Origin of the sequence: Micromonospora sp. NPDC005252, assembly GCF_042872475.1 — a bacterium.
Classification (GTDB): domain Bacteria; phylum Actinomycetota; class Actinomycetes; order Mycobacteriales; family Micromonosporaceae; genus Micromonospora.
In genome coordinates, this window is sequence record NZ_JBIAKN010000005.1 from 25680 (window position 1) to 42564 (window position 16885).

Annotated in this window: 20 protein-coding genes; 6 read left to right on the forward strand and 14 right to left on the reverse strand. The window is 74.8% G+C overall.

Annotated features, from left to right (window positions below; genetic code table 11):
• The first annotated feature begins 4 nt into the window (after window positions 1–4).
• Genes ACFYPH_RS16190 through ACFYPH_RS16200 form a run of 3 tightly spaced genes read left to right on the forward strand, consistent with a single transcriptional unit; the run spans window position 5 to window position 4417 of the window.
• Window positions 5–1090 (forward strand): hypothetical protein, encoded by a 1086-nt coding sequence (locus ACFYPH_RS16190; RefSeq protein WP_354860343.1) that lies wholly within the window; start codon window positions 5–7, stop codon window positions 1088–1090.
• Complete coding sequence (locus ACFYPH_RS16195; RefSeq protein ID WP_354860342.1) at window positions 1083–3758, forward strand: FtsK/SpoIIIE domain-containing protein; 2676 nt, start codon at window positions 1083–1085, stop codon at window positions 3756–3758. Before ACFYPH_RS16190 ends, ACFYPH_RS16195 begins: the two co-directional genes overlap by 8 nt.
• Window positions 3755–4417: a hypothetical protein gene (locus tag ACFYPH_RS16200; protein WP_354860340.1), complete on the forward strand. Its 663-nt coding sequence runs from the start codon at window positions 3755–3757 to the stop codon at window positions 4415–4417. The genes ACFYPH_RS16195 and ACFYPH_RS16200 overlap by 4 nt, the downstream gene beginning before the upstream one ends.
• Window positions 4418–4576: 159 nt before the next feature.
• Here ACFYPH_RS16200 and ACFYPH_RS16205 read toward each other — a convergent pair whose 3' ends face one another.
• Complete coding sequence (locus ACFYPH_RS16205; RefSeq protein ID WP_387182401.1) at window positions 4577–5851, reverse strand: cupin domain-containing protein; 1275 nt, start codon at window positions 5849–5851, stop codon at window positions 4577–4579.
• A 9-nt stretch (window positions 5852–5860) separates the two neighbouring features.
• Window positions 5861–6166: a hypothetical protein gene (locus ACFYPH_RS16210; RefSeq protein ID WP_355067269.1), complete on the reverse strand. Its 306-nt coding sequence runs from the start codon at window positions 6164–6166 to the stop codon at window positions 5861–5863.
• Window positions 6167–6323: 157 nt separating this feature from the next.
• Here ACFYPH_RS16210 and ACFYPH_RS16215 point away from each other — a divergent pair, with 157 nt between their 5' ends.
• Window positions 6324–7103: a DUF72 domain-containing protein gene (locus ACFYPH_RS16215; RefSeq protein WP_354860337.1), complete on the forward strand. Its 780-nt coding sequence runs from the start codon at window positions 6324–6326 to the stop codon at window positions 7101–7103.
• A 43-nt stretch (window positions 7104–7146) separates the two neighbouring features.
• Here the strand turns inward: ACFYPH_RS16215 and ACFYPH_RS16220 are convergent, their stop codons facing one another.
• From ACFYPH_RS16220 to ACFYPH_RS16260, 9 genes are all read right to left on the reverse strand, one after another.
• Entirely contained in the window at window positions 7147–7575 is a 429-nt protein-coding gene (locus ACFYPH_RS16220; protein WP_354860335.1) for a DUF2267 domain-containing protein, read from the reverse strand.
• A 290-nt stretch (window positions 7576–7865) separates the two neighbouring features.
• Window positions 7866–8738, reverse strand: a complete 873-nt coding sequence (locus tag ACFYPH_RS16225; RefSeq protein WP_387182405.1) for a DUF72 domain-containing protein — start codon at window positions 8736–8738, stop codon at window positions 7866–7868.
• Window positions 8739–8786: 48 nt separating this feature from the next.
• Entirely contained in the window at window positions 8787–9185 is a 399-nt protein-coding gene (locus tag ACFYPH_RS16230; RefSeq protein WP_007459738.1) for a TraR/DksA C4-type zinc finger protein, read from the reverse strand.
• A gap of 155 nt (window positions 9186–9340) precedes the next feature.
• Complete coding sequence (locus tag ACFYPH_RS16235) at window positions 9341–9985, reverse strand: uridine kinase (protein ID WP_387182408.1); 645 nt, start codon at window positions 9983–9985, stop codon at window positions 9341–9343.
• 44 nt (window positions 9986–10029) lie between these two features.
• Complete coding sequence (locus tag ACFYPH_RS16240; protein ID WP_354860331.1) at window positions 10030–10632, reverse strand: winged helix-turn-helix domain-containing protein; 603 nt, start codon at window positions 10630–10632, stop codon at window positions 10030–10032.
• Between the two features lie 259 nt (window positions 10633–10891).
• Window positions 10892–11461, reverse strand: a complete 570-nt coding sequence (locus tag ACFYPH_RS16245; RefSeq protein WP_363940474.1) for a winged helix-turn-helix domain-containing protein — start codon at window positions 11459–11461, stop codon at window positions 10892–10894.
• A gap of 51 nt (window positions 11462–11512) precedes the next feature.
• A complete protein-coding gene (locus ACFYPH_RS16250; RefSeq protein ID WP_355137049.1) occupies window positions 11513–12001 on the reverse strand; it encodes a rhodanese-like domain-containing protein in 489 nt (162 codons plus the stop codon).
• Between the two features lie 44 nt (window positions 12002–12045).
• Window positions 12046–12501, reverse strand: coding sequence for a cysteine dioxygenase family protein (locus ACFYPH_RS16255; protein WP_355067266.1), 456 nt, complete (start codon window positions 12499–12501; stop codon window positions 12046–12048).
• Window positions 12502–12615: 114 nt separating this feature from the next.
• Window positions 12616–12993: a signal peptidase I gene (locus ACFYPH_RS16260; RefSeq protein WP_354860324.1), complete on the reverse strand. Its 378-nt coding sequence runs from the start codon at window positions 12991–12993 to the stop codon at window positions 12616–12618.
• 64 nt (window positions 12994–13057) lie between these two features.
• Between ACFYPH_RS16260 and ACFYPH_RS16265 the strand changes: the two genes are divergently transcribed.
• Both ACFYPH_RS16265 and ACFYPH_RS16270 read left to right on the forward strand, forming a co-directional pair.
• Window positions 13058–13450, forward strand: a complete 393-nt coding sequence (locus ACFYPH_RS16265) for an ankyrin repeat domain-containing protein (RefSeq protein WP_387182413.1) — start codon at window positions 13058–13060, stop codon at window positions 13448–13450.
• A 32-nt stretch (window positions 13451–13482) separates the two neighbouring features.
• Entirely contained in the window at window positions 13483–14433 is a 951-nt protein-coding gene (locus ACFYPH_RS16270; protein ID WP_387182416.1) for a DUF3500 domain-containing protein, read from the forward strand.
• 39 nt (window positions 14434–14472) lie between these two features.
• Here the strand turns inward: ACFYPH_RS16270 and ACFYPH_RS16275 are convergent, their stop codons facing one another.
• The 3 genes from ACFYPH_RS16275 to ACFYPH_RS16285 form a co-directional block, all read right to left on the reverse strand.
• The gene (locus tag ACFYPH_RS16275; RefSeq protein ID WP_387182419.1) at window positions 14473–15243 is read right to left on the reverse strand and encodes a class I SAM-dependent methyltransferase; all 771 of its coding nucleotides are present in this window, start codon (window positions 15241–15243) and stop codon (window positions 14473–14475) included.
• Between the two features lie 121 nt (window positions 15244–15364).
• The gene (locus tag ACFYPH_RS16280; RefSeq protein ID WP_387182421.1) at window positions 15365–15856 is read right to left on the reverse strand and encodes a DUF2231 domain-containing protein; all 492 of its coding nucleotides are present in this window, start codon (window positions 15854–15856) and stop codon (window positions 15365–15367) included.
• 219 nt (window positions 15857–16075) lie between these two features.
• Entirely contained in the window at window positions 16076–16816 is a 741-nt protein-coding gene (locus tag ACFYPH_RS16285; RefSeq protein WP_354862123.1) for a GAF and ANTAR domain-containing protein, read from the reverse strand.
• Window positions 16817–16885 lie beyond the last annotated feature (69 nt).

The window sequence follows — 16885 nt, forward strand, 5'->3', positions numbered from 1 at the left end:
CACCGTGTCCATCATCGAGGACATCGGCGGCCAGGTCCGCGCGGCCAGCGAGGAGTTCCCGGTCGGCCTGCTCGGGCAGGCCCTGGAGAAGTTCGGCCTGGCCGCGGAACGGCTGCGCTGGGTACGACAGGAGTCGGCCAACCCGATGGGGGTGCCCGAACTGTCCGCCGCGACCGAGCACGCCGAGAGCGCCAACTACGCGCTGCGGGTGGCGCAGGAGCAGCTGTCGGCGTATCTGGCCGCGATCGGGCTGGCCGCCGACGGCGCCCCGCCGCCCCGCCCGCAACAGCGCGACCCGCGCCACGACGCGGCCCCGCCGCACGGGCCGACCACCGTGGTGCCCGAGCAGGCCGAGCAGGTTCGGATGCGTCGCTGGTGGTCGGTGCGCGTGGCCGAGTTGACCGGCGGGCGCGACGGCGGCGCCGACGAGCCCGACGAGCGGCTGCGCGACTCGCAAGAGCTGCTGCGCCGGGTCGTCGGCGGGGTGCGCGCCGGTGACCGGGACCGGCTGCGCACCGAGCTGCGGCGGGCGCCCGCCGACGTGGGGCTCGGCATGGCCGCGCTCGCGCCACCGCTGCTGCGGGAGCTGGCCGGTGAGCTGCTGGGGCATCCGCCCCGCGCCGCCGACCTCGGCCGGCTGCGCGGCGAGCTGGACGGGCGGGTCCGGGACCTGCTGCCCGGGTTGCCGCCGCCGGTGCTGGAGACGCTGCTGACCCGGGTGTGCCGGATGCCGCCACCCCGCGCGTCGGGAGAGCCGCCCCACGCCGCCGACTCCGCGGTCACCGCCGGCGTGGCGACCGCGCTGCTGCTCGCTCGCCTCGGCCGGGACCTGCCCGTCGGCACCGGCACGCCGCAGGCCACCGGTGACCAGCGCCCCGGCGACGCGGGTCCGCGCCCCGCTGAGCAACGCTCCGCGAAGGCGAATCCACGGTCCCCCGAGCCACCCTCCGGCGGCGTCGGTCCACGTCCTGGCGCGGTTAGCGGTAGGCAGGCGTCCGGCGGCGTCGTGCCGCAGCGGGGCGCCGGGCTGCCGCCGCGGACCGGCAGTCCGTGGCGGGACGCGCCGGCCCGCCGGGGTTCCGATGGCTGACCGGCGTGGCCAGCTCGCCACCCGCATCCGGGACACCCTCTCCGAGGCGCTGGGTGCCACGCGTACCCGGTTGTCGGCCGCCCAGGCCGAGCTGACGGCGGGCCGCGAACGGCTGACCCGGGTCCGGCGGGCGGCCGCCGCCGTACCGCAGCGGGTGGGCGCCCAACGGGACCGTCGCCTCGCCGAGATCGACGCCCGGCACGCCACCGGGATCGCCGAGCTGGCCCGCCACGCCGCCGACGCCGCCCGCCGGGAGGCGCCCGGCTGCGCCGGCGCCGACTGGCCGGGCTGGACGCCCACGCCCACCCGCCGGGCCGAGCCGCCCGGTGCGCTGCGGGTCGGCACGGTCCGGATCGACGACGTCGACCCGGTGCCCGCGCTGGTGCCGCTCCTCGACGCCGGGCACGTGCACCTGTCCGGGGACGACCGCGCCGGCTGCGACGCGGTCGTGTCCGCGCTGCTGTTGCGGGCCGTCGGCCGCGCCGACCCGGGCGGGGTACGACTGGTCGGGTACGACCCGGAGCACCTCGGCGGCGGCCTGGCCGGGTTCGCGCCCCTGGGCACCGCAGGGCTGCTCACCTTCGTCGGCCCGGGCGGGTTGGGCCCGCTGCTGGACGACCTGGTCGAGCAGATCCGCCGCATCAACGAGAAGGTGCTGGCCGGCGAACACGGCTCACTGCGGGAGCTGGCCGCGGCGACCGGCCGCCGCCCCGAGCCCTGGCGGGTGGCGGTGCTGCTCGGCGGCGACGAGCTGAGCCGGCACGAACGCGGCCAGCTCGAACGAGTGGTCCGCGCCGGCGCCGCCTGCGGGGTGCACCTGGTGGTACGGGGCGTCCCCCTGCCGGACGACCCGACGGTGACCCGGGTGGTGACCGAGGCGTCCGGCGCGCGGATCGGCGGCCCGTCCGGCCTGTCGGTCCGGCTGGACCCGCCGCCACCGGCGACGCTGGTCACCGAGACCTGCCGGGAGATCGCGGCCCAGGTCAACGCCGGCCCGCCGCCGACCCCGTTCGCCGACCTGCTGCCCCCACCGGAGCAGATGTGGCGGGAGGACTCGGCCAGCGGGCTGACCGCCCCGATCGGCGAGGGGCCGCAGGGCCGACCGGTGCGCCTGACCCTGGGCGACTATCCACCGCACGCGCTGATCGGCGGACCGTCCGGAACCGGCAAGACCAACCTGATCTTCGCGTGGATCGGCGCCCTCGCCGCCCGCTACTCCCCCGCCGAGCTGGAGTTCTATCTGCTGGACTTCAAGGAGGGGGTGTCCTTCGCCCGGTTCGCGCAGGGCCGGCGTGACCCGAGCTGGCTGCCGCACATGCGTCTGGTCGGCATCAACGTCAACACCGACCGGGAGTTCGGGTTGGCGCTGCTGCGGTTCCTCACCGAGGAGCTGCGTCGCCGCGCCGACGCCGCCAAGAAGCACGAGGTGACCAAGCTGGCCGAGCTGCGCGCGGTCGACCCGACCGGGCACTGGCCCCGGATCGTCGCCGTGGTCGACGAGTTCCAGATGCTGCTGGCCGGCCGGGACGTGGTCGCGCGGGAGGCCGCCGACCTGCTGGAGGACCTGGCCCGCCGCGGCCGGTCGCAGGGCATCCACCTGGTGCTCGCCTCGCAGGACGTGCGGGGCATCGAGGCGCTGTGGGGCCGTCCGGCGCTGGTCGCCCAGTTCACGTTGCGGATCGCGCTGCCGAAGGCGTTGCGGATCCTGGCCGAGCGCAACGACGCGGCACAGTCGCTGCCCCGCTGGCACGCGGTGGTCAACGCCGAGTCCGGCATGGTGGAGGGCAACGAGGTCGCGCGGATCCCGTCGGCAAGCGACTGGGAGACGTGGAGCGGCCTGCAACACCGGCTGTGGCGGATGCGCCCGCCGGACGCCGCGCCGGCCCGACTCTTCGACGGTGACGCGATCCCCCGGCTGGACGAGGCCCCGGACTTCCGGGCGCTCGCCGCGCCGCCGGACGGCCGCGCGCCGCGCAACCCGGTGGCCCTGCTCGGCGAGATCATCGACGTGCAGTCCCGCTCGGCGGCGCTACGGCTGCCGCGCGCACCCGGGCGCAACCTGGCGGTGCTGGGCACACGGGTGGACGAGGCGTGCGCGGTGCTCGACTCGGCCGCCCGGTCGCTGGCCCGCCAACACCCGCCGGGCACCGCCCGGTTCTCCATCGCCTGCCTCGACCCGGACGCCGATCCGATCGCCCGCGCGCTCTACGACGACCTCGCCGACGACGCCTCCTGGTACGACGAGGAGACCGTCGGCGAGTTGATGACCGAGACGGCCGACGGGCTGTCCGGCCCCGGCAGCCCGCACTATCTGCTGCTGTTCGCGGTCGACGCGGCGGCCGGCGCCCTCGCCGCGCGCACGGGTCGGCGCACCGGCCTGGAGCAGCTGCGCCGCATCCTGCACGACGGACCGGAGCGGCGCACCCACGTGCTGGCCTGGTGGCGGGGCGTGGCGCGGATGCGGGCGGACCTGGGCGGCCCGGCCGCCCGCACCGACCAGATCGGCGCCTGGGTGGCGCTTGACGCGCACGGCGGCGAGTTGGGCGCCTCGCTCTATCCGGGCACCGGCGGCCCGGACTGGTATCCCCGGCCGTGGCGCGGGCTCTTCTTCGACCGGGCGGTGCACCGCACCGGCCAGGTGCTCATCCCGTATGGACCGTCGCGATGAACCAACCGGTGACCAGTGACACGTACACGGCGCAGCTGCGGCGACTGGCCGAGCTGAGCGCCCGGGTACGCGAGCAGCGCGCCGAGGCGCACACGTGGTACGAGCGGCAGTGCGCGGCGGCCGAGCGGGCCGTCGCCGACGCCGCCGACCAGGTGCGCCGCGCCGAGGAGGAGTTGGTGGCGGCCCGCGAGGAGCAGGAACGCGTCGACGCCGAGGTGGCGCACCTGTGGCAGCAGGTGCGGGCCCGCCTCGGCGCCCGCCGTCTCGGTGCGCCGCCCGCGCCAACCAACGGCAGTGCGGCCGGCGAGCCGGTGCTGCTGCTCGGCCGGGCCCGGGACCTGCTCGACCGGGCCGGGCAGCCCGGTGAGCTGCCGAGCTCGGTCAACCCGCTGCTGGCGCTCTGCGGGGTGGCCGGCGCGGTCGTGGCGTACGCGCTGGGCTCCGGCGCGCGGGCGCTCGGCGTCGGGTACGGCGGGGACCTGGCGGTCGGGATGCCGGTGCTGGCGCTGGTGGTGACCCTGCTCGGGCCGTTGATCGGTCTCGTGCCGGCGCGGGTGCTGGCCGACCGCCGGCACGCGCTGCTCGGCCCGCGCCCGATCACCGTGGTGCTCGGCGCCGGCTTGGTGGCCACCGCGCTGCTGCTGGTGCTCGGCCGCTGAGCTGAGCCGACGACTGGGGCCCGCTGGCGGCGGTCACTGTCGGTCACGTCCGTCGAGGCGAATGCGGTGGTGAGCGGTATACCTCAGAGTCATATTTATGCCTCTGAGGTATACCGCTCGTCAGCCACATCGGCCCGGCAGGCCGGGGGTGGGACTCAGTCAGGCCGGGATCAGGACGGCCTCGCGCAGTAGGCGGCGGGCCAGGGTGACCCGGTCCGCGTCGTCGGGCAGACCGGGCAGGTCACCGACGCGGGTGACCGTCCCGCCCAGCAGGGCGCGGGCCGCCGGCTCGCAGTCCGCCGGCAGGGTGATGGTGCGGTCGAACAGGCGCAGCGCCACCTGGTCCGACCCGTGCGGCACGAGCTGCCAGCGCAGGCCCGGACGCAGGGTGAGCCGGGAGTCGGCGTCCAGCGTGGCCACGGCGCCGGCCTGGGCGAGCGGCCGGATCGGCGCCGGTCGGGCGGCCGGCCAGGCGCGGTGGCGCAGTCGCGCCGCGACGGCGGCCGGGTCGGCGCGCAGCAGCCAGTCCCGCAGCGCCTCCACCGTCTCGGTCAGCTCCGGCTCGATGGCGTCGGGATCGGCCACGTCGGTGCCGAACGGCAGGCTGGCACGCAGCCGCTGGTCCTCGGCGGCCAGCGCGAGCAACTCTTCGACCAGGGCATAGCGCGTCAGCGCGCGGATGCCCACGGTCAGGTGCAGGGAGCTGGCGTCCTGGGCCTGCGCGCTGTGCAGCCAGCCGCGGGGCAGGTAGAGGGCGTCGCCGGGGGCGAGCACCACGTCCAGCGCGGCGGGGCCCTGCGCGGTGGCGGAAACCTCGTCGGCGCGGCCGCCCCACGGCTGCTTCTCCAGCGGGTCGGGCAGCACCGGCGGGTGGATCCGCCAGTGCTTGCGGCCGTCGACCTGGAGCACGAAGACGTCGTGGGTGTCGTAGTGGGTGGCGAAGCCCTGGCTGCCCGCGGGGGTGAGGTAGGCGTTGATCTGCAGCGGCTGGTTCAGCGCGAGGCCCAGGTCGCGGGCGAAGTCGACCAGGGGCGGCCAGATCCGGTGCAGGCCCTGCAGGACCAGGGTGGCGCCGGCGGCGTACTGCTCCAGGACCCGCTCGTCGAGGACCTGGTCGCCGATCTCCGCGCCGGCGCCGCCGCCGCCGGTCCACCGCGCCGCCGGCACGAGCTGGCCGTCCTTGGCGACCCGCAGGAACGGGGTACGCAGACCGCGCCGGCTGAGCAGCTCGTCGGCGTCGGCGGGGCTGAACAGGTCGGTGAAGCCGGCCGGGTCGGGCAGCTCGGCGGCGCGGGACAGCAGCGGGGTGTGCCCCCAGTGCGCGGCGGCGAACTTGGCCGGCTCGACCGAGACACAGCGGGCCAGCGCGGCGGCGGCGCCCGAGGACGAAACCGCCGGGCGGCCGTGGCCGCCCGGCGGGTCGAGGTGCGTCATGACGGTCCGTTACCGGGCGCTGCCGTCAGCGCCGCCGTCCTGGTGACCCGGGGTCGCACCGCCATCGGCCGGACCCTCCGCGCCACCGTCAGCGCCGCCGTCCTGGTGACCCGGGGTCGCACCGCCATCGGCCGGACCCTCCGCGCCACCATCGGCGCCGCCGTCCTGGTGACCCGGGGTCGCACCGCCATCGGCCGGACCCTCCGCGCCACCATCGGCGCCGCCGTCCTGGTGACCCGGGGTCGCTCCACCGTCGGCCGGGCCTTCCATGCCTCCGCCGCCCGTGGTCTGCATGTCATCGTCGTTGAGTGCCATCGGTACTCCCTCGGGTGTGCCGCCCCGCCGTACGCCGGGGTCCGTCGTGCTGCGGGTGGTACCCCACGCGCGATCTTCTCTAACCCACACCGTAGACGCCGAACCGGGGCGACACGGGCGGTTCGCGGGCGGTGGCGGTCGGTGTCAGGATGGGGAGGTGATCCTGGTCGGCACCTCCGGTTGGCAGTACCGGGACTGGCGGGGCCGCTTCTACCCGCAGCGGCTGCCGCAGCGACTCTGGTTGGAGCACTTCGCCGCGGGCTTCGCCACCGTCGAGGTCAACAACGCCTTCTACCGGCTGCCGGAGCGGGAGACGTTCGCGGCGTGGCGGGCGCGGACACCGGCGGACTTCTGCGTGGCGGTGAAGATGAGCCGCTACCTCACCCACATCAGGCGTCTGCGGGACCCGGCCGAGCCGGTGGCCCGGTTCCTCGGCCGGGCCACGGCCCTCGGTGACCGGCTCGGGCCGGTGCTGCTGCAACTGCCACCGAACCTGCGGGCGGACGTCGAGGCGCTCGACGCGACGCTGCGGCTGTTCCCGGCGCAGGTGCGGGTGGCGGTCGAGCCGCGGCACCCGTCATGGTGGACCGACGCCACCCGTGCCGTCCTGGAACGGCGGCGGGCCGCGCTGGTCTGGGCGGATCGCCTCGGTCGTCCGGTGGCGCCCCGCTGGCGTACCACCGACTTCGGCTACCTGCGGCTGCACGAGGGGCGGGCCCGACCGTGGCCGCACTACGGTCGTACCGCGCTCGGCTCGTGGGTTCGCCGGCTCACCGACGCGTTCGGCGCGGACGAGCCGGCGTACGTCTATTTCAACAACGACCCCGGCGGCGCGGCCGTCACCGACGCCGTCGCCTTCGCGGCGCTGGCCCGCGCGGCCGGTCATCCGGTGTCGCGGGTGCCCTCCGCTGCCGAGGCCGACGCGGCCGAGCGCTGAGCCCGCCCGACGGCGTCGTCGGGCGGGCTCACGCGTCACGGCGTCACGGCATGAACGTGGCGAGATTCTTCGGCATGGTGTCCTTCACGTCCTGCCACTCGCCCTGGGTGACGTGCCGACGCAGGGTGTCCAGCACCACCTGCGTCACCCGCTCCGCGCCGCCCTCGACGTCGTACGGGAAGCCCTGCCGGACCTCGTAGAGGAAGTCGTCGCGGTTGAGCTTGATCGGCACGTCCGACGGGTTCCAGCCGTCGAAGTAGATCCCCCGGACCAGCACCGGCAACTGCTGGGCGAACTCGACGCTCTCGTTGACCGGCAACCGGTCGCGCAGCAGGTGCAGCACGGTACGAAGCGCCGCGTACGACTGGTTGCGCTGCTCCTTCGGCCACCCGTAGGCGTTCTCGATGTCCTTGAGGATCAGGTTCGTCTTGTCCAGCGAACTCTCGAAAGCGGAGATCATCGCTTCAGCCATCGGTCGACCCCCGTTCCGTCGTGTCCCACCGTCGGTCGTCAGCGCGTCGCGGCGGCCCCACCGGGCCGCGGCGGGCCCGTACCGGGGTGCCCTGTGGCGCGCGCCGGGTGTTGTCGGCAGTGCCGACCACGTGCAGGACGGCGCCCCGCCGTCGATCCGTCACCACTCGAACCGTCATCCCCCGTCACCTCCGTGTCCTCTCCGGCGTCGGCCACCTCCGTGCGGCCGTACCCACCGTGTCCACCGTGCCGGTCGGGCGGGTGAGCCGGCCCCACCCGGATCGGGTGAGGTCAGCCGACGTCGAGGAGATTCGCGAGGGTTTTCGCGTTGGTCTGGGCGAAGTCCCGGTAACAATTGTTCATGAGGACGTGGGTCTGCCCGGCGGAGTCGGCCAGCTCGCGCAGCTTCGGCGCCCAGTCGGCCAGCTCCCGCTTGGAGTAGTGGTAGCCGAACTTCTCGTGGATGTCCTTGCTGGTCCACTTGTCACTGTGGCCGTGAAAGCGCATCACCGCGAGGTCGCCGGTGGCGGCCAGCACCGGGGGCACCGACGAGCGGTGGCCCTGCGGCATGTCCACACAGACGTACGGCAGCCGGTGCTCGCGGAGGAAGGCGAGGGTCTCGTCGGCGTTGTCGCCGTCGAACCAGGACGCGTGGCGGAACTCGTAGGCCGGTCGCAGCGGCGCACAGCGCTTCGCCACCTCCAGCAGGTACTGCTTGTTGGCCCGCTTGATCGTGAACCAGGGCGGGAACTGGAACAGCAGCGCCCCGAGCTTGCCCGCCTCGACCAGCGGGTCCAGCGCGGACAGAAAACGCGTCCACACCTCCTCGTACGCCTGCGCGGGCAGGTCGTCGGGGTAGACGTTCTTCCTGTCCGTCTCCGGCCGCAGGTCCTTGTAGAGCGCGCCGACCCGGGTGGGATGCCCGGTGAGCAGGCTGAAGGCCTTGATGTTGAACGTGAAGCCCGCCGGGGTGCGCTCGGCCCACAGCCGTGCGGTCGCCTCGGCGGGCGGTGAGTAGTAGGTCGCGTCCACCTCGACCAGCGGAAACTGCCGGGCGTAGTACGCCAGGCGCTTCTCCGGCGTGTCCGCGGTCTGGGGATACCAGCCCGAGTCGAGCAGTGTGCGGTCGGTCCAGGACGCGGTGCCCACCAGGATGTCACCCATGGGGGAAGTCCATCGTGTCGTGAACCGACCGGCAACCGCTGCCGTCGCTCAGGCCGCCCGCCGCTCGCGGGTCTGCTTGCAGGTCACGCAGGTGGTCGCGGCCGGGAAGATCTCCAGGCGCTCCACCGGGATCGCCGCCGAGCAGCCCTCGCACCAGCCGTACGTGCCCTCGGCGAGGCGGCCCAGGGCGTGCTCGTACTGGGTGCGCCGGTCGAGGATGGTCCGCAGCAGGGACTGCGCGGTGTCGCGCTCGGCCGTCTTGGTGCCGCTGTCGGCCTGGTCGTCGCCGGCGGTGTCACCGACCTCCACCAGACGCAGCACCTGACTCTGCAGCACGGCCTGCTCGTACTCGGCGGTCAGCTCGTCGTAACGCGCCTGCAGGGAGTGCCGGATCTGGTCGATCTCCGTCTGGGATCGGCCCGTACCGACCGTGTCGTGGACGAGCATCGCTGCCTGCCTTTCCTGGGCCGGGTGGCTCAAGGTGAACCGGGTGCCGGCGGCGTGGGCCCCGGTCAACGGTCGCATCCGGTACGCGGGCGGTCACCCACGCTCTGTGAGCCGGGCGAGTACCCGGCGGACGTGACACGCAAACCGACGATTTCTCAGCTGCCGCCGGCCTGCACGAGCGCGGGGTGACGGGGGTCGTCGGCGCGTACCACCACGTCGGCGAAGCTGGCGGGGACCACCTCCTCGGCGTAGCGGTCGAAGGCCGGCAGGGTCCACTCGTCGGCCGGACCGGTGCGGCGGCGCAGCGCCGCCGAAGACAGCTGAAGGTGGACGGTCACGTCGAAGGGCAGCGCCCCACCGAGCAGGAGCGCGCCGCTGACCAGGACCACGCCGCCGGGTGGCAGGTCGACGTACCGGGCGCGGCTGGCCCGGTCGGCGACGGCGTCCCACAGCGACGGCAGCACCCGCCCGTCGCCGCCGGGGCCGGCCGGGTCGAGCACCTCGCGGCGCAGGCCGGCCTCGTCGTTCCAGCCCTCGTAGTAGGCGTCCGGGTTGGTGCGACCGAGTTCGAAGCGCAGCGAGGCGGGTCGGAGAAAGTCGGCGGCGCGGACGTGCAGGACCGGGCGGCCCCGGGCGCGCAGCGGGTCGACCAGCGCGGCGGCCAGCTCGTCCGGGCCGGCGGCGGGGGCGCCGTCGATCGCCACGCGCAGCCGGGCGGGCTCGACAGTGCGGGAGGCGTCGTCGAGCCGGGCGGTCAGTTCGGCGACGAGCAGGTCGGGCGAGATGGGACGGATGCGCACCGAACCATCCTGCCCCGCGCGCCGAACGGGCGGTCGTCGGACGGTCAGCCGGTGCGGTCGACGGTGACGCGGGCGTCGTCGGCCAGCCGGTAGCCGACGCCGTAGACGGTGGTGACCAGGGGAACGTCCACGCCGACCTTGCCGCGCAGCCGGCGCACGTGCACGTCAACGGTGCGGACGCCGGCGTGCTCATAGCCCCAGACGGCGTTGAGCAGTTGCAGCCGGGTGAACACCCGGCGGGGGTGGGCGACCAGATGCAGCAGGAGGTCGAACTCCAGCCGGGTCAGCGGCAGCGGCTCGTCGTCGCGCAGCACCGACCGGGACGCGGCGAGGATGTGCAGGGCGGGGATCGTCGGGGTGAGGGCTCGGGCGGGCGCCCGGTTGGCCGGCACCCCGTCGGCGCGACGCTCGGCCGGAACGGAGGTGATCACGCCCTCGCCCCGCTCCAGCATCTCGCGCGCGGCTTCGAGCAGCCGCCGGGCCGGCGGGGTCAGCGACTCCTCACAGGCCAGCGGGATGGACAGCGTCACGGTGAGCATGGGCGCGGCGGTGTTCGCCGGGCGGCGTTGACCGCCGGGAGGTCGACCGGGCACCGCGGGTTGGGACGTATGCCATCCGGCGCGCGACGAGGCGGGGCTGACCGACATGGTCCTCCTTGGGCTGGTCCGGGTATCTCCCCACGGCCCGGGACGCCGCTTCATCGATGCTTCCGGGCGCCCGGGCGAGGGTCAAGAGGCGGCTGCGTTGCATGAATGTGACAATTGACGAACACATCGGAGCCGGATGCTCGCTCTGCGTACGAAGCCTGATGATTACAGCAGAGCCGCCAGGATGCCCCGATACGGGGGTCCCCGTCCTGTTCACCATGCCACCGCCGTCGCCTGCGGACCGCCGCACGAGCGCTGCTCAGCGGGTGTGGTCGACGCTGATCCGCGCCTCGTCGCCCAGCCGGTAACCCACCCCGTAGACGGTCGTGACCACCTCCGCCCCGGCCAGCTTGGCGCGCAGCCGCCGGACGTGCACGTCCACGGTGCGGGCCACGGCGTGTTCGTAGCCCCAGACGTTCGACAGCAGCTGAAGGCGGGTGAAGACCCGGCGCGGACGCTCGGCGAGGAAGAGCAGCAGGTCGTACTCGATGCGGGTCAGCGCGACCACCCGGTCGCCCAGGCGGACCACCCGCGAGCCGGCCAGGATGCGCACGTCGGCCCCGTCGGTGTCGGCGGCGGGCACCTCGGCGGAGGCGGGGCGCGGCAGCGGTCGCGGCGTCGACGGCACGTCGTCAGCGGGGCGCAGCCGACCCTCCCCGGCCTCGGCCAGCTCGCCGAGCAGCTGCACCAGCCGGGCCAACCGAGGGCTCATCGGCCCGGGGGCCAGGTCGAGGGTGATGGTCAGGGTCGGGCCGGTACGCGGGCGGACGGCGGCCCGGCCCGGGTGACCCGGCGAGTAGGGACGGGTGGGGATCGCGACGACGGACATGGTGCCTCCTGAGATGGCGGTACGCCCGCCACGCCCGGTGCGGCGTGGGGGTCAGCGGCGCGCCCAGCCGGCGGTGACCGGGGGCGCGAGGGGGGAAGCGCGGTGCAGCGGGGTGGGGCCGAGCGCCGGCAGGCCGGCGATGCGCCAGGCGGCGAAACCGCCGTCGACGTCGGTGGCCCGGTGCAGGCCGATGTCCTGCAACGCGGCGGCGGCCAGCGACGAGGTGTAGCCCTCCTGGCAGATGACGACCACCGGCACGTCGTAGTCGACCGCCTCGGGCAGCCGGGCCGGGCACCGCGGGTCGAAGCGCCACTCCAGCACGTTGCGCTCGACCGTGAGCGAGCCGGGCACGACGCCGTGCGCGGCGCGCTGGGCGGCCGGCCGGATGTCGACAAGCAACGCGCCGGCCCGGCACGCCAGGTGCGCCCGCTCCGGGTCCAGTCGGTCGAGGCGGGCTCGCGCGGCGGCCAGGATCTCGTCGATGCCCCGGGAGCCCGGCGGTGGTACGGGTGCCGGACAGTGCTCGGCGGTGACCTGCATTATCGATTCCTTCCGGTGACGAGAGGGCGGTGCGAACGAGAGGCTCACCAGGACCGGCCAGCCTCGGCGACCTCGGCGACCCGCAGGCGCCCGTCGAGGAGGTCGTAGCGGGTCATCCGGCGCAGCGCGGGCCGGTAGACGTGCACGCTGACCGCCGGCACCGGGCCGCGGTTGGTGACCTGGTGGACGTGGCGGGGGCCGAAGCGGCGGGCGGCGCCGGCGGGCAGCAGACGGGGGCGCAGCGCCGCACGGCTGACCGTCTCCTCGGTGAGGGCGCCGGCGACCACCCGGAACGCGCCCGCGGAGCCGCCATGGTCGTGCAGGTCGGTGCCCTGGCCGGGCAGCCAGCTCAGGGCCCACACCTCGTGGTCGTCGGCGGTGGCGAGCCGGGCGTACCAGCGCTCGGTGGGGTCGAAGCGCAGCGCGACCGGCCAGCCGGCCGGGTCGGCCCACCGGGCGGCGACGGCGAGCAGGTCGGGTGCCGGGCGATCGTGGGTCATCGGTGGTTCCTCAGCGGGTCGTTCGGCGGGGTGCCTCCGTACTCTAGCCGGCAAAGCCTATAGGTTTAGTAGGTAATTCCACATGCCGGGAGGCGAGCAGGCGACCGCTCGGGCTCAGCGCAGAACCGGGGGGCCCACCCGGTAGCCGGGCAGCGACGGCCAGCGCACGGTCAGCACCACCGAGGCGCGCTCCGCGTACCAGGAATGATCCACGCCCCGCGCCCACACCACGTAGTCGCCGGGTGCGGCCAACCGGACCGTCCGGTCCGGCAGCTCCACCCGGAAGCACCCGTCGACCAGCACCAACAGGGTGGTCCGACGCTCGCCGGTCGCCCACCGCGCGCGGGCCTCCCCGGGCGGGTGCACGCCCCACTTCACCTCGACGTCGGTGCTGTGCCGGATCTCGTCCGGCGGCGCGAAGTGCCCGAGCAGCCAGCCACCGTTGCCGACGCCGTCGACGCCCGCGTTGCCCACGTAGACCGTCTCACCCATCGGACCCCTCCCCCACCGCGCCGGCCGAGCAACCTATCAGGACCTCGGCGACTACCCTGGACCGGTGACCGATGACCTTGACGCCGAGACCCTGGCGTTCGCGCACCGGATGTTCGACCTGGCCCGCGCGGGCTCCACCGAGGAGCTGGCCGCCCAGGTCGACGCCGGTCTGCCGGTCAACCTGACCAACGACAAGGGCGACACGCTGCTGATCCTGGCCGCCTACCACGCCCACCCGGACACGGTGGCCGCTCTGCTGGCCCGCGGCGCGGACCACACCCGTACCAACGACCGAGGTCAGACCGCACTCGCCGCCGCGGTCTTCCGCAGCAGCGCCGACGCCGTCCGCGCGCTGCTCGCCGCCGGGGCCGATCCGGCGCACGGCACCCCGTCGGCGGCCGAGACCGCGCAGTTCTTCGACCTGCCGGAGATGGCCGCGCTGCTGCGGGCCGGCTGACGCGGCACCCGACGGGCCGGTATACAGGGTCGGTGGAAGATCCCCTGCCCGAACAGATGCGTGCCGCCGGCACCGCGCTGCTGGCCGCGCTCGACCCCGCGACCCGCATCGGCGCCGTGTACCCGTTCGACGACGAGTCGGCCCGGCGCTGGCTGGAGTACCGGCCCCGCCCCCGCCCCGGCGTCTGCCTGGCCGAGCTGGACGTCGCCGGGCGCAAGGCCGCGCACCGGCTGCTGGCCACCGCGCTCAGCCCGTCGGCGTACGCGCAGGCCATGGCGATCATCGCGCTGGAGGAAGTCCTCGACCGCGCCGAGGGCTGGCACCGCGGGCGGCACAGCGGCGACTACTGGATCGCGGTGTTCGGTGACCCGGCCCGCGACGACCGCTGGGCGTGGCGGCTCGAAGGGCACCACCTGTCGGTGACCATGACCGTGGTCGACGACCAGGTCTCCCCCGCGCCGATCTTCTTCGGCGCCAACCCGGCGGCGGTGCGCTACGCCGGGCACACCATCTCCCGACCGCTCGCTGCCGAGGAGGACCTGGCCCGCGCCCTGCTCGACGCGCTCGGGCCGGCCGGGCGGGCCGCCGCGATCATCGCCGACGAGGCGCCGACGGACATCATCAGCGCCACCCGCGGGCGGGTCGACGGGCCCCTCGAACCGCTCGGCGTGCCGGCCGACCGGCTCGGCCCGACCGGCCGCGCGCTGCTCGACCAGGTCGTCGCGCTCTACCTGGACCGGCTGCCTCCCGAACTGGCCGTGCAGGAGGCGGCCCGCGTCGAGGGCGGCCAGCTGCACTTCGCCTGGGCCGGCCCGACGAGGCCCGGCCAGCGGCACTACTACCGGGTGCAGGGCGACGACCTGCTGATCGAGTACGACAACACAAGCGACGACGGCAACCACGCGCACACCGTGCTCCGCCGCCCCGCCAGCGACTTCGGCGCCGACATCCTGGCAACCCACCACCAGGCCAACCCCCACTGACCGGTACCCCGGGGCGCGACGCCCCGGCAACCGTCATGATCAGCGCGTCGAGGTGGGGCGGGTGGCCTCGATGAGGAAACGTCGGGCGTGGGCGACGAAGGCGCCCTCGGCGGTGATGCGGCGGTGCAGGGCGAGCAGTTCGGGGCGGTAGCGGTCCACCGTGAAGCCCGGCACCGTCCAGACCACCTTGCGCAGGAACCAGACGACCGCGCCGATGTCGTGGAAGGTCGCGCGCAGCGTGGCCCGGCGCAGGTCGACCACCCGCAGCCCGGCGGCCTCGGCCGCGGCGACCGCGGCGGCGGGGTGCCGCCCGTCCGGCGGAGGCAGCGGGCCGAGGATCGCCTCGCTCAGCTCACGCATGGTGCCCGGACCGATCTGCTGGGACAGGAACGTGCCGCCGGGGCGCAGCACCCGGGCCGTCTGGGCCCAGTCGGTGCGCACCGGATGCCGGCTGACCACCAGGTCGAAGGACCCGTCCCGGAACGGCAGCGCCGAGTCGGGGGCGACCGCCACCACCGTCGCTCCGAGCGGGCGCAGGGTCCGCCGGGCGACCTCGACGTTCGGCGGCCACGCCTCGGTCGCCACCAACACCTTCGGCGGGTACGGAATCTCGGCCAGCACCTCGCCGCCACCGGTGTCCACGTCCAGCGCGGCGTCGGCGCGCGCCATCCGTTCGGCGACCAACCCGGCGTACCCCCAGGGTGGACGTTCCTCGGTGGCCCGACCGGCCAGCCAGTCGAAGCCCCAGCCGTCGACCGGCGCGGCGGCCGCCTCCGCGATCAACTCCTCGGCATCACGTTCGGCGCTCATGGCGGTCAGCCTCGCCGTCCGGCCGGACGGCGGGCAACCGATTTGCCGGCGCAAGCACCGGGCCGCCGATTCTGCCGGCGCGTGCGCCGGGTCGCGATTCTGCCGGCGCGCGCCGGGTCGGTCACGGGCGGGGGCGGGCGACCTCGACGGTGCCACCGGCTAGGGTGTCCAGGCCGCCGGTCTCGGCCCGGCCCGCGTCGAACTGGCGCATGAGCCGCGCGCCCAGGTGCACACTCATCCCACCGGCGGTCAGCGCGACCAGCTCGGTGGCCAGGATCGCGACCGTCGCGCCCCGGTCCGGCGAGTGGGCGCGCACCAGGCAGGTGACCAGGAACAGGCCCGCCATGGCCGCGTTCACCAGGTTGAAGGCGATGGCGGTGCGGCGGGTGCCGTCGACCGGCACGTCCCACAGGTCGACCATGCCCGCGACCGCCGTCATCGCGGCGGCGAACAGGGCTGCGACACCGGTCCAGTAGCCGACCTCACCGAGGAAGGCCGGCCCGCCGAGTACGTCGGTGAGGTCGAAGACGGCGGCGCTGACGAAGAGCCCCAGCGGGAACGTCACAAGCATCGGTTGGATGGGATGCCCCTGCACCCGCAGCCGGCTCTGCATCGTTCCTCCCCAGGGTCGGCGCAGCTCACCAGTACCAGAGTGCTACCCGACCCCTCGTCGCGCGAAACGACGCCGCCCGACTCGCCGCCGACCGGGAGAACGGGCACGCCCGGCCTGATCCTCGCGGGAAACCGCGCCGTCACCACGGCTCGGACGCCCCGACCTCCCGGCGACCGAGCCGGCCACACCGCCACGGCGGCGCGCGGCGGGCAGGTCAGGTCAGGTCTCGCGGGGGCGGGAGACCGTCCGGATGAGGCGTTCGGCCACCTCGCGCAGCGGGATGTCCAGGGACGAGGCGGCGGTGCGCAGCACGTCGAGGGCCTCGGCCGCCGGGCAGCCGCGCTGCGTCATGATCACACCGATGGCCTGCCCGATGACACCGTCGTGCAGGAGCGAGGCGTCCCGCTCACCGACGAGCGCCTGCTGGCGGCTCCGGTCCCGGACGGCGGCCAGCAGCAGGCCGGCGTGTTCGGCGAGCAGCATCGCGGTCAACTGGTGCTGCGGGGTGAGGACGTCGGGCGCGGCAGCGTACAGGTTGATCGCCCCGATGACCTGGTCGTCGATGTCCAGCGGGGCGGAGATGACCCCACGGACGCCGAGGTCGCGGGCGCGGGGCGTCCAGGCCGGCCAGCGTGACTCGCCGGCCAGGTCCACCGCGAGGATCATCTCGCGACGCCGGATCGCGCTCATCGCCGGCGAGTCGGGCCCGTGGCGCAGGTCGTCGAGGCCGGCCAGCCGCTCGTCGGAGGCGGCCACGCCGGCCGGCTCGCCGGCCCGCAGCGCGGTGAAACCGCACCAGCGCACCCCGGCCACCGCGTCGCGGGTGACCCGGACCAGCGCCAGCAGCGCCTCGTCGAAATCGGTCAACCCGATCAGGCCGGCGGTCAGCTCCCGCAACAGCGCGGCGGTCTCCAGCACACCGAGTCGCTCGACCACCGGTTCCCGCGTGTCCAGGTTCACCGTTCCACTGCCCTCGTACGCCCTCGCGTGCATCCCGCCAACGTCGTCACAGGTGCCATCGTCTGCTCT

Excerpts from the sequence above, each read along its gene's own strand:
- ACFYPH_RS16195 (WP_354860342.1), top strand. The coding sequence starts at position 1,083 with ATGGCTGACCGGCGTGGCCAGCTCGCCACCCGCATCCGGGACACCCTC.
- ACFYPH_RS16200 (WP_354860340.1), top strand. The coding sequence starts at position 3,755 with ATGAACCAACCGGTGACCAGTGACACGTACACGGCGCAGCTGCGGCGA.
- ACFYPH_RS16205 (WP_387182401.1), bottom strand. The coding sequence starts at position 5,851 with ATGACGCACCTCGACCCGCCGGGCGGCCACGGCCGCCCGGCGGTTTCG.
- ACFYPH_RS16210 (WP_355067269.1), bottom strand. The coding sequence starts at position 6,166 with ATGGCACTCAACGACGATGACATGCAGACCACGGGCGGCGGAGGCATG.
- ACFYPH_RS16220 (WP_354860335.1), bottom strand. The coding sequence starts at position 7,575 with ATGGCTGAAGCGATGATCTCCGCTTTCGAGAGTTCGCTGGACAAGACG.
- ACFYPH_RS16225 (WP_387182405.1), bottom strand. The coding sequence starts at position 8,738 with ATGGGTGACATCCTGGTGGGCACCGCGTCCTGGACCGACCGCACACTG.
- ACFYPH_RS16230 (WP_007459738.1), bottom strand. The coding sequence starts at position 9,185 with ATGCTCGTCCACGACACGGTCGGTACGGGCCGATCCCAGACGGAGATC.
- ACFYPH_RS16240 (WP_354860331.1), bottom strand. The coding sequence starts at position 10,632 with ATGTCGGTCAGCCCCGCCTCGTCGCGCGCCGGATGGCATACGTCCCAA.
- ACFYPH_RS16245 (WP_363940474.1), bottom strand. The coding sequence starts at position 11,461 with ATGTCCGTCGTCGCGATCCCCACCCGTCCCTACTCGCCGGGTCACCCG.
- ACFYPH_RS16250 (WP_355137049.1), bottom strand. The coding sequence starts at position 12,001 with ATGCAGGTCACCGCCGAGCACTGTCCGGCACCCGTACCACCGCCGGGC.
- ACFYPH_RS16255 (WP_355067266.1), bottom strand. The coding sequence starts at position 12,501 with ATGACCCACGATCGCCCGGCACCCGACCTGCTCGCCGTCGCCGCCCGG.
- ACFYPH_RS16260 (WP_354860324.1), bottom strand. The coding sequence starts at position 12,993 with ATGGGTGAGACGGTCTACGTGGGCAACGCGGGCGTCGACGGCGTCGGC.
- ACFYPH_RS16275 (WP_387182419.1), bottom strand. The coding sequence starts at position 15,243 with ATGAGCGCCGAACGTGATGCCGAGGAGTTGATCGCGGAGGCGGCCGCC.
- ACFYPH_RS16280 (WP_387182421.1), bottom strand. The coding sequence starts at position 15,856 with ATGCAGAGCCGGCTGCGGGTGCAGGGGCATCCCATCCAACCGATGCTT.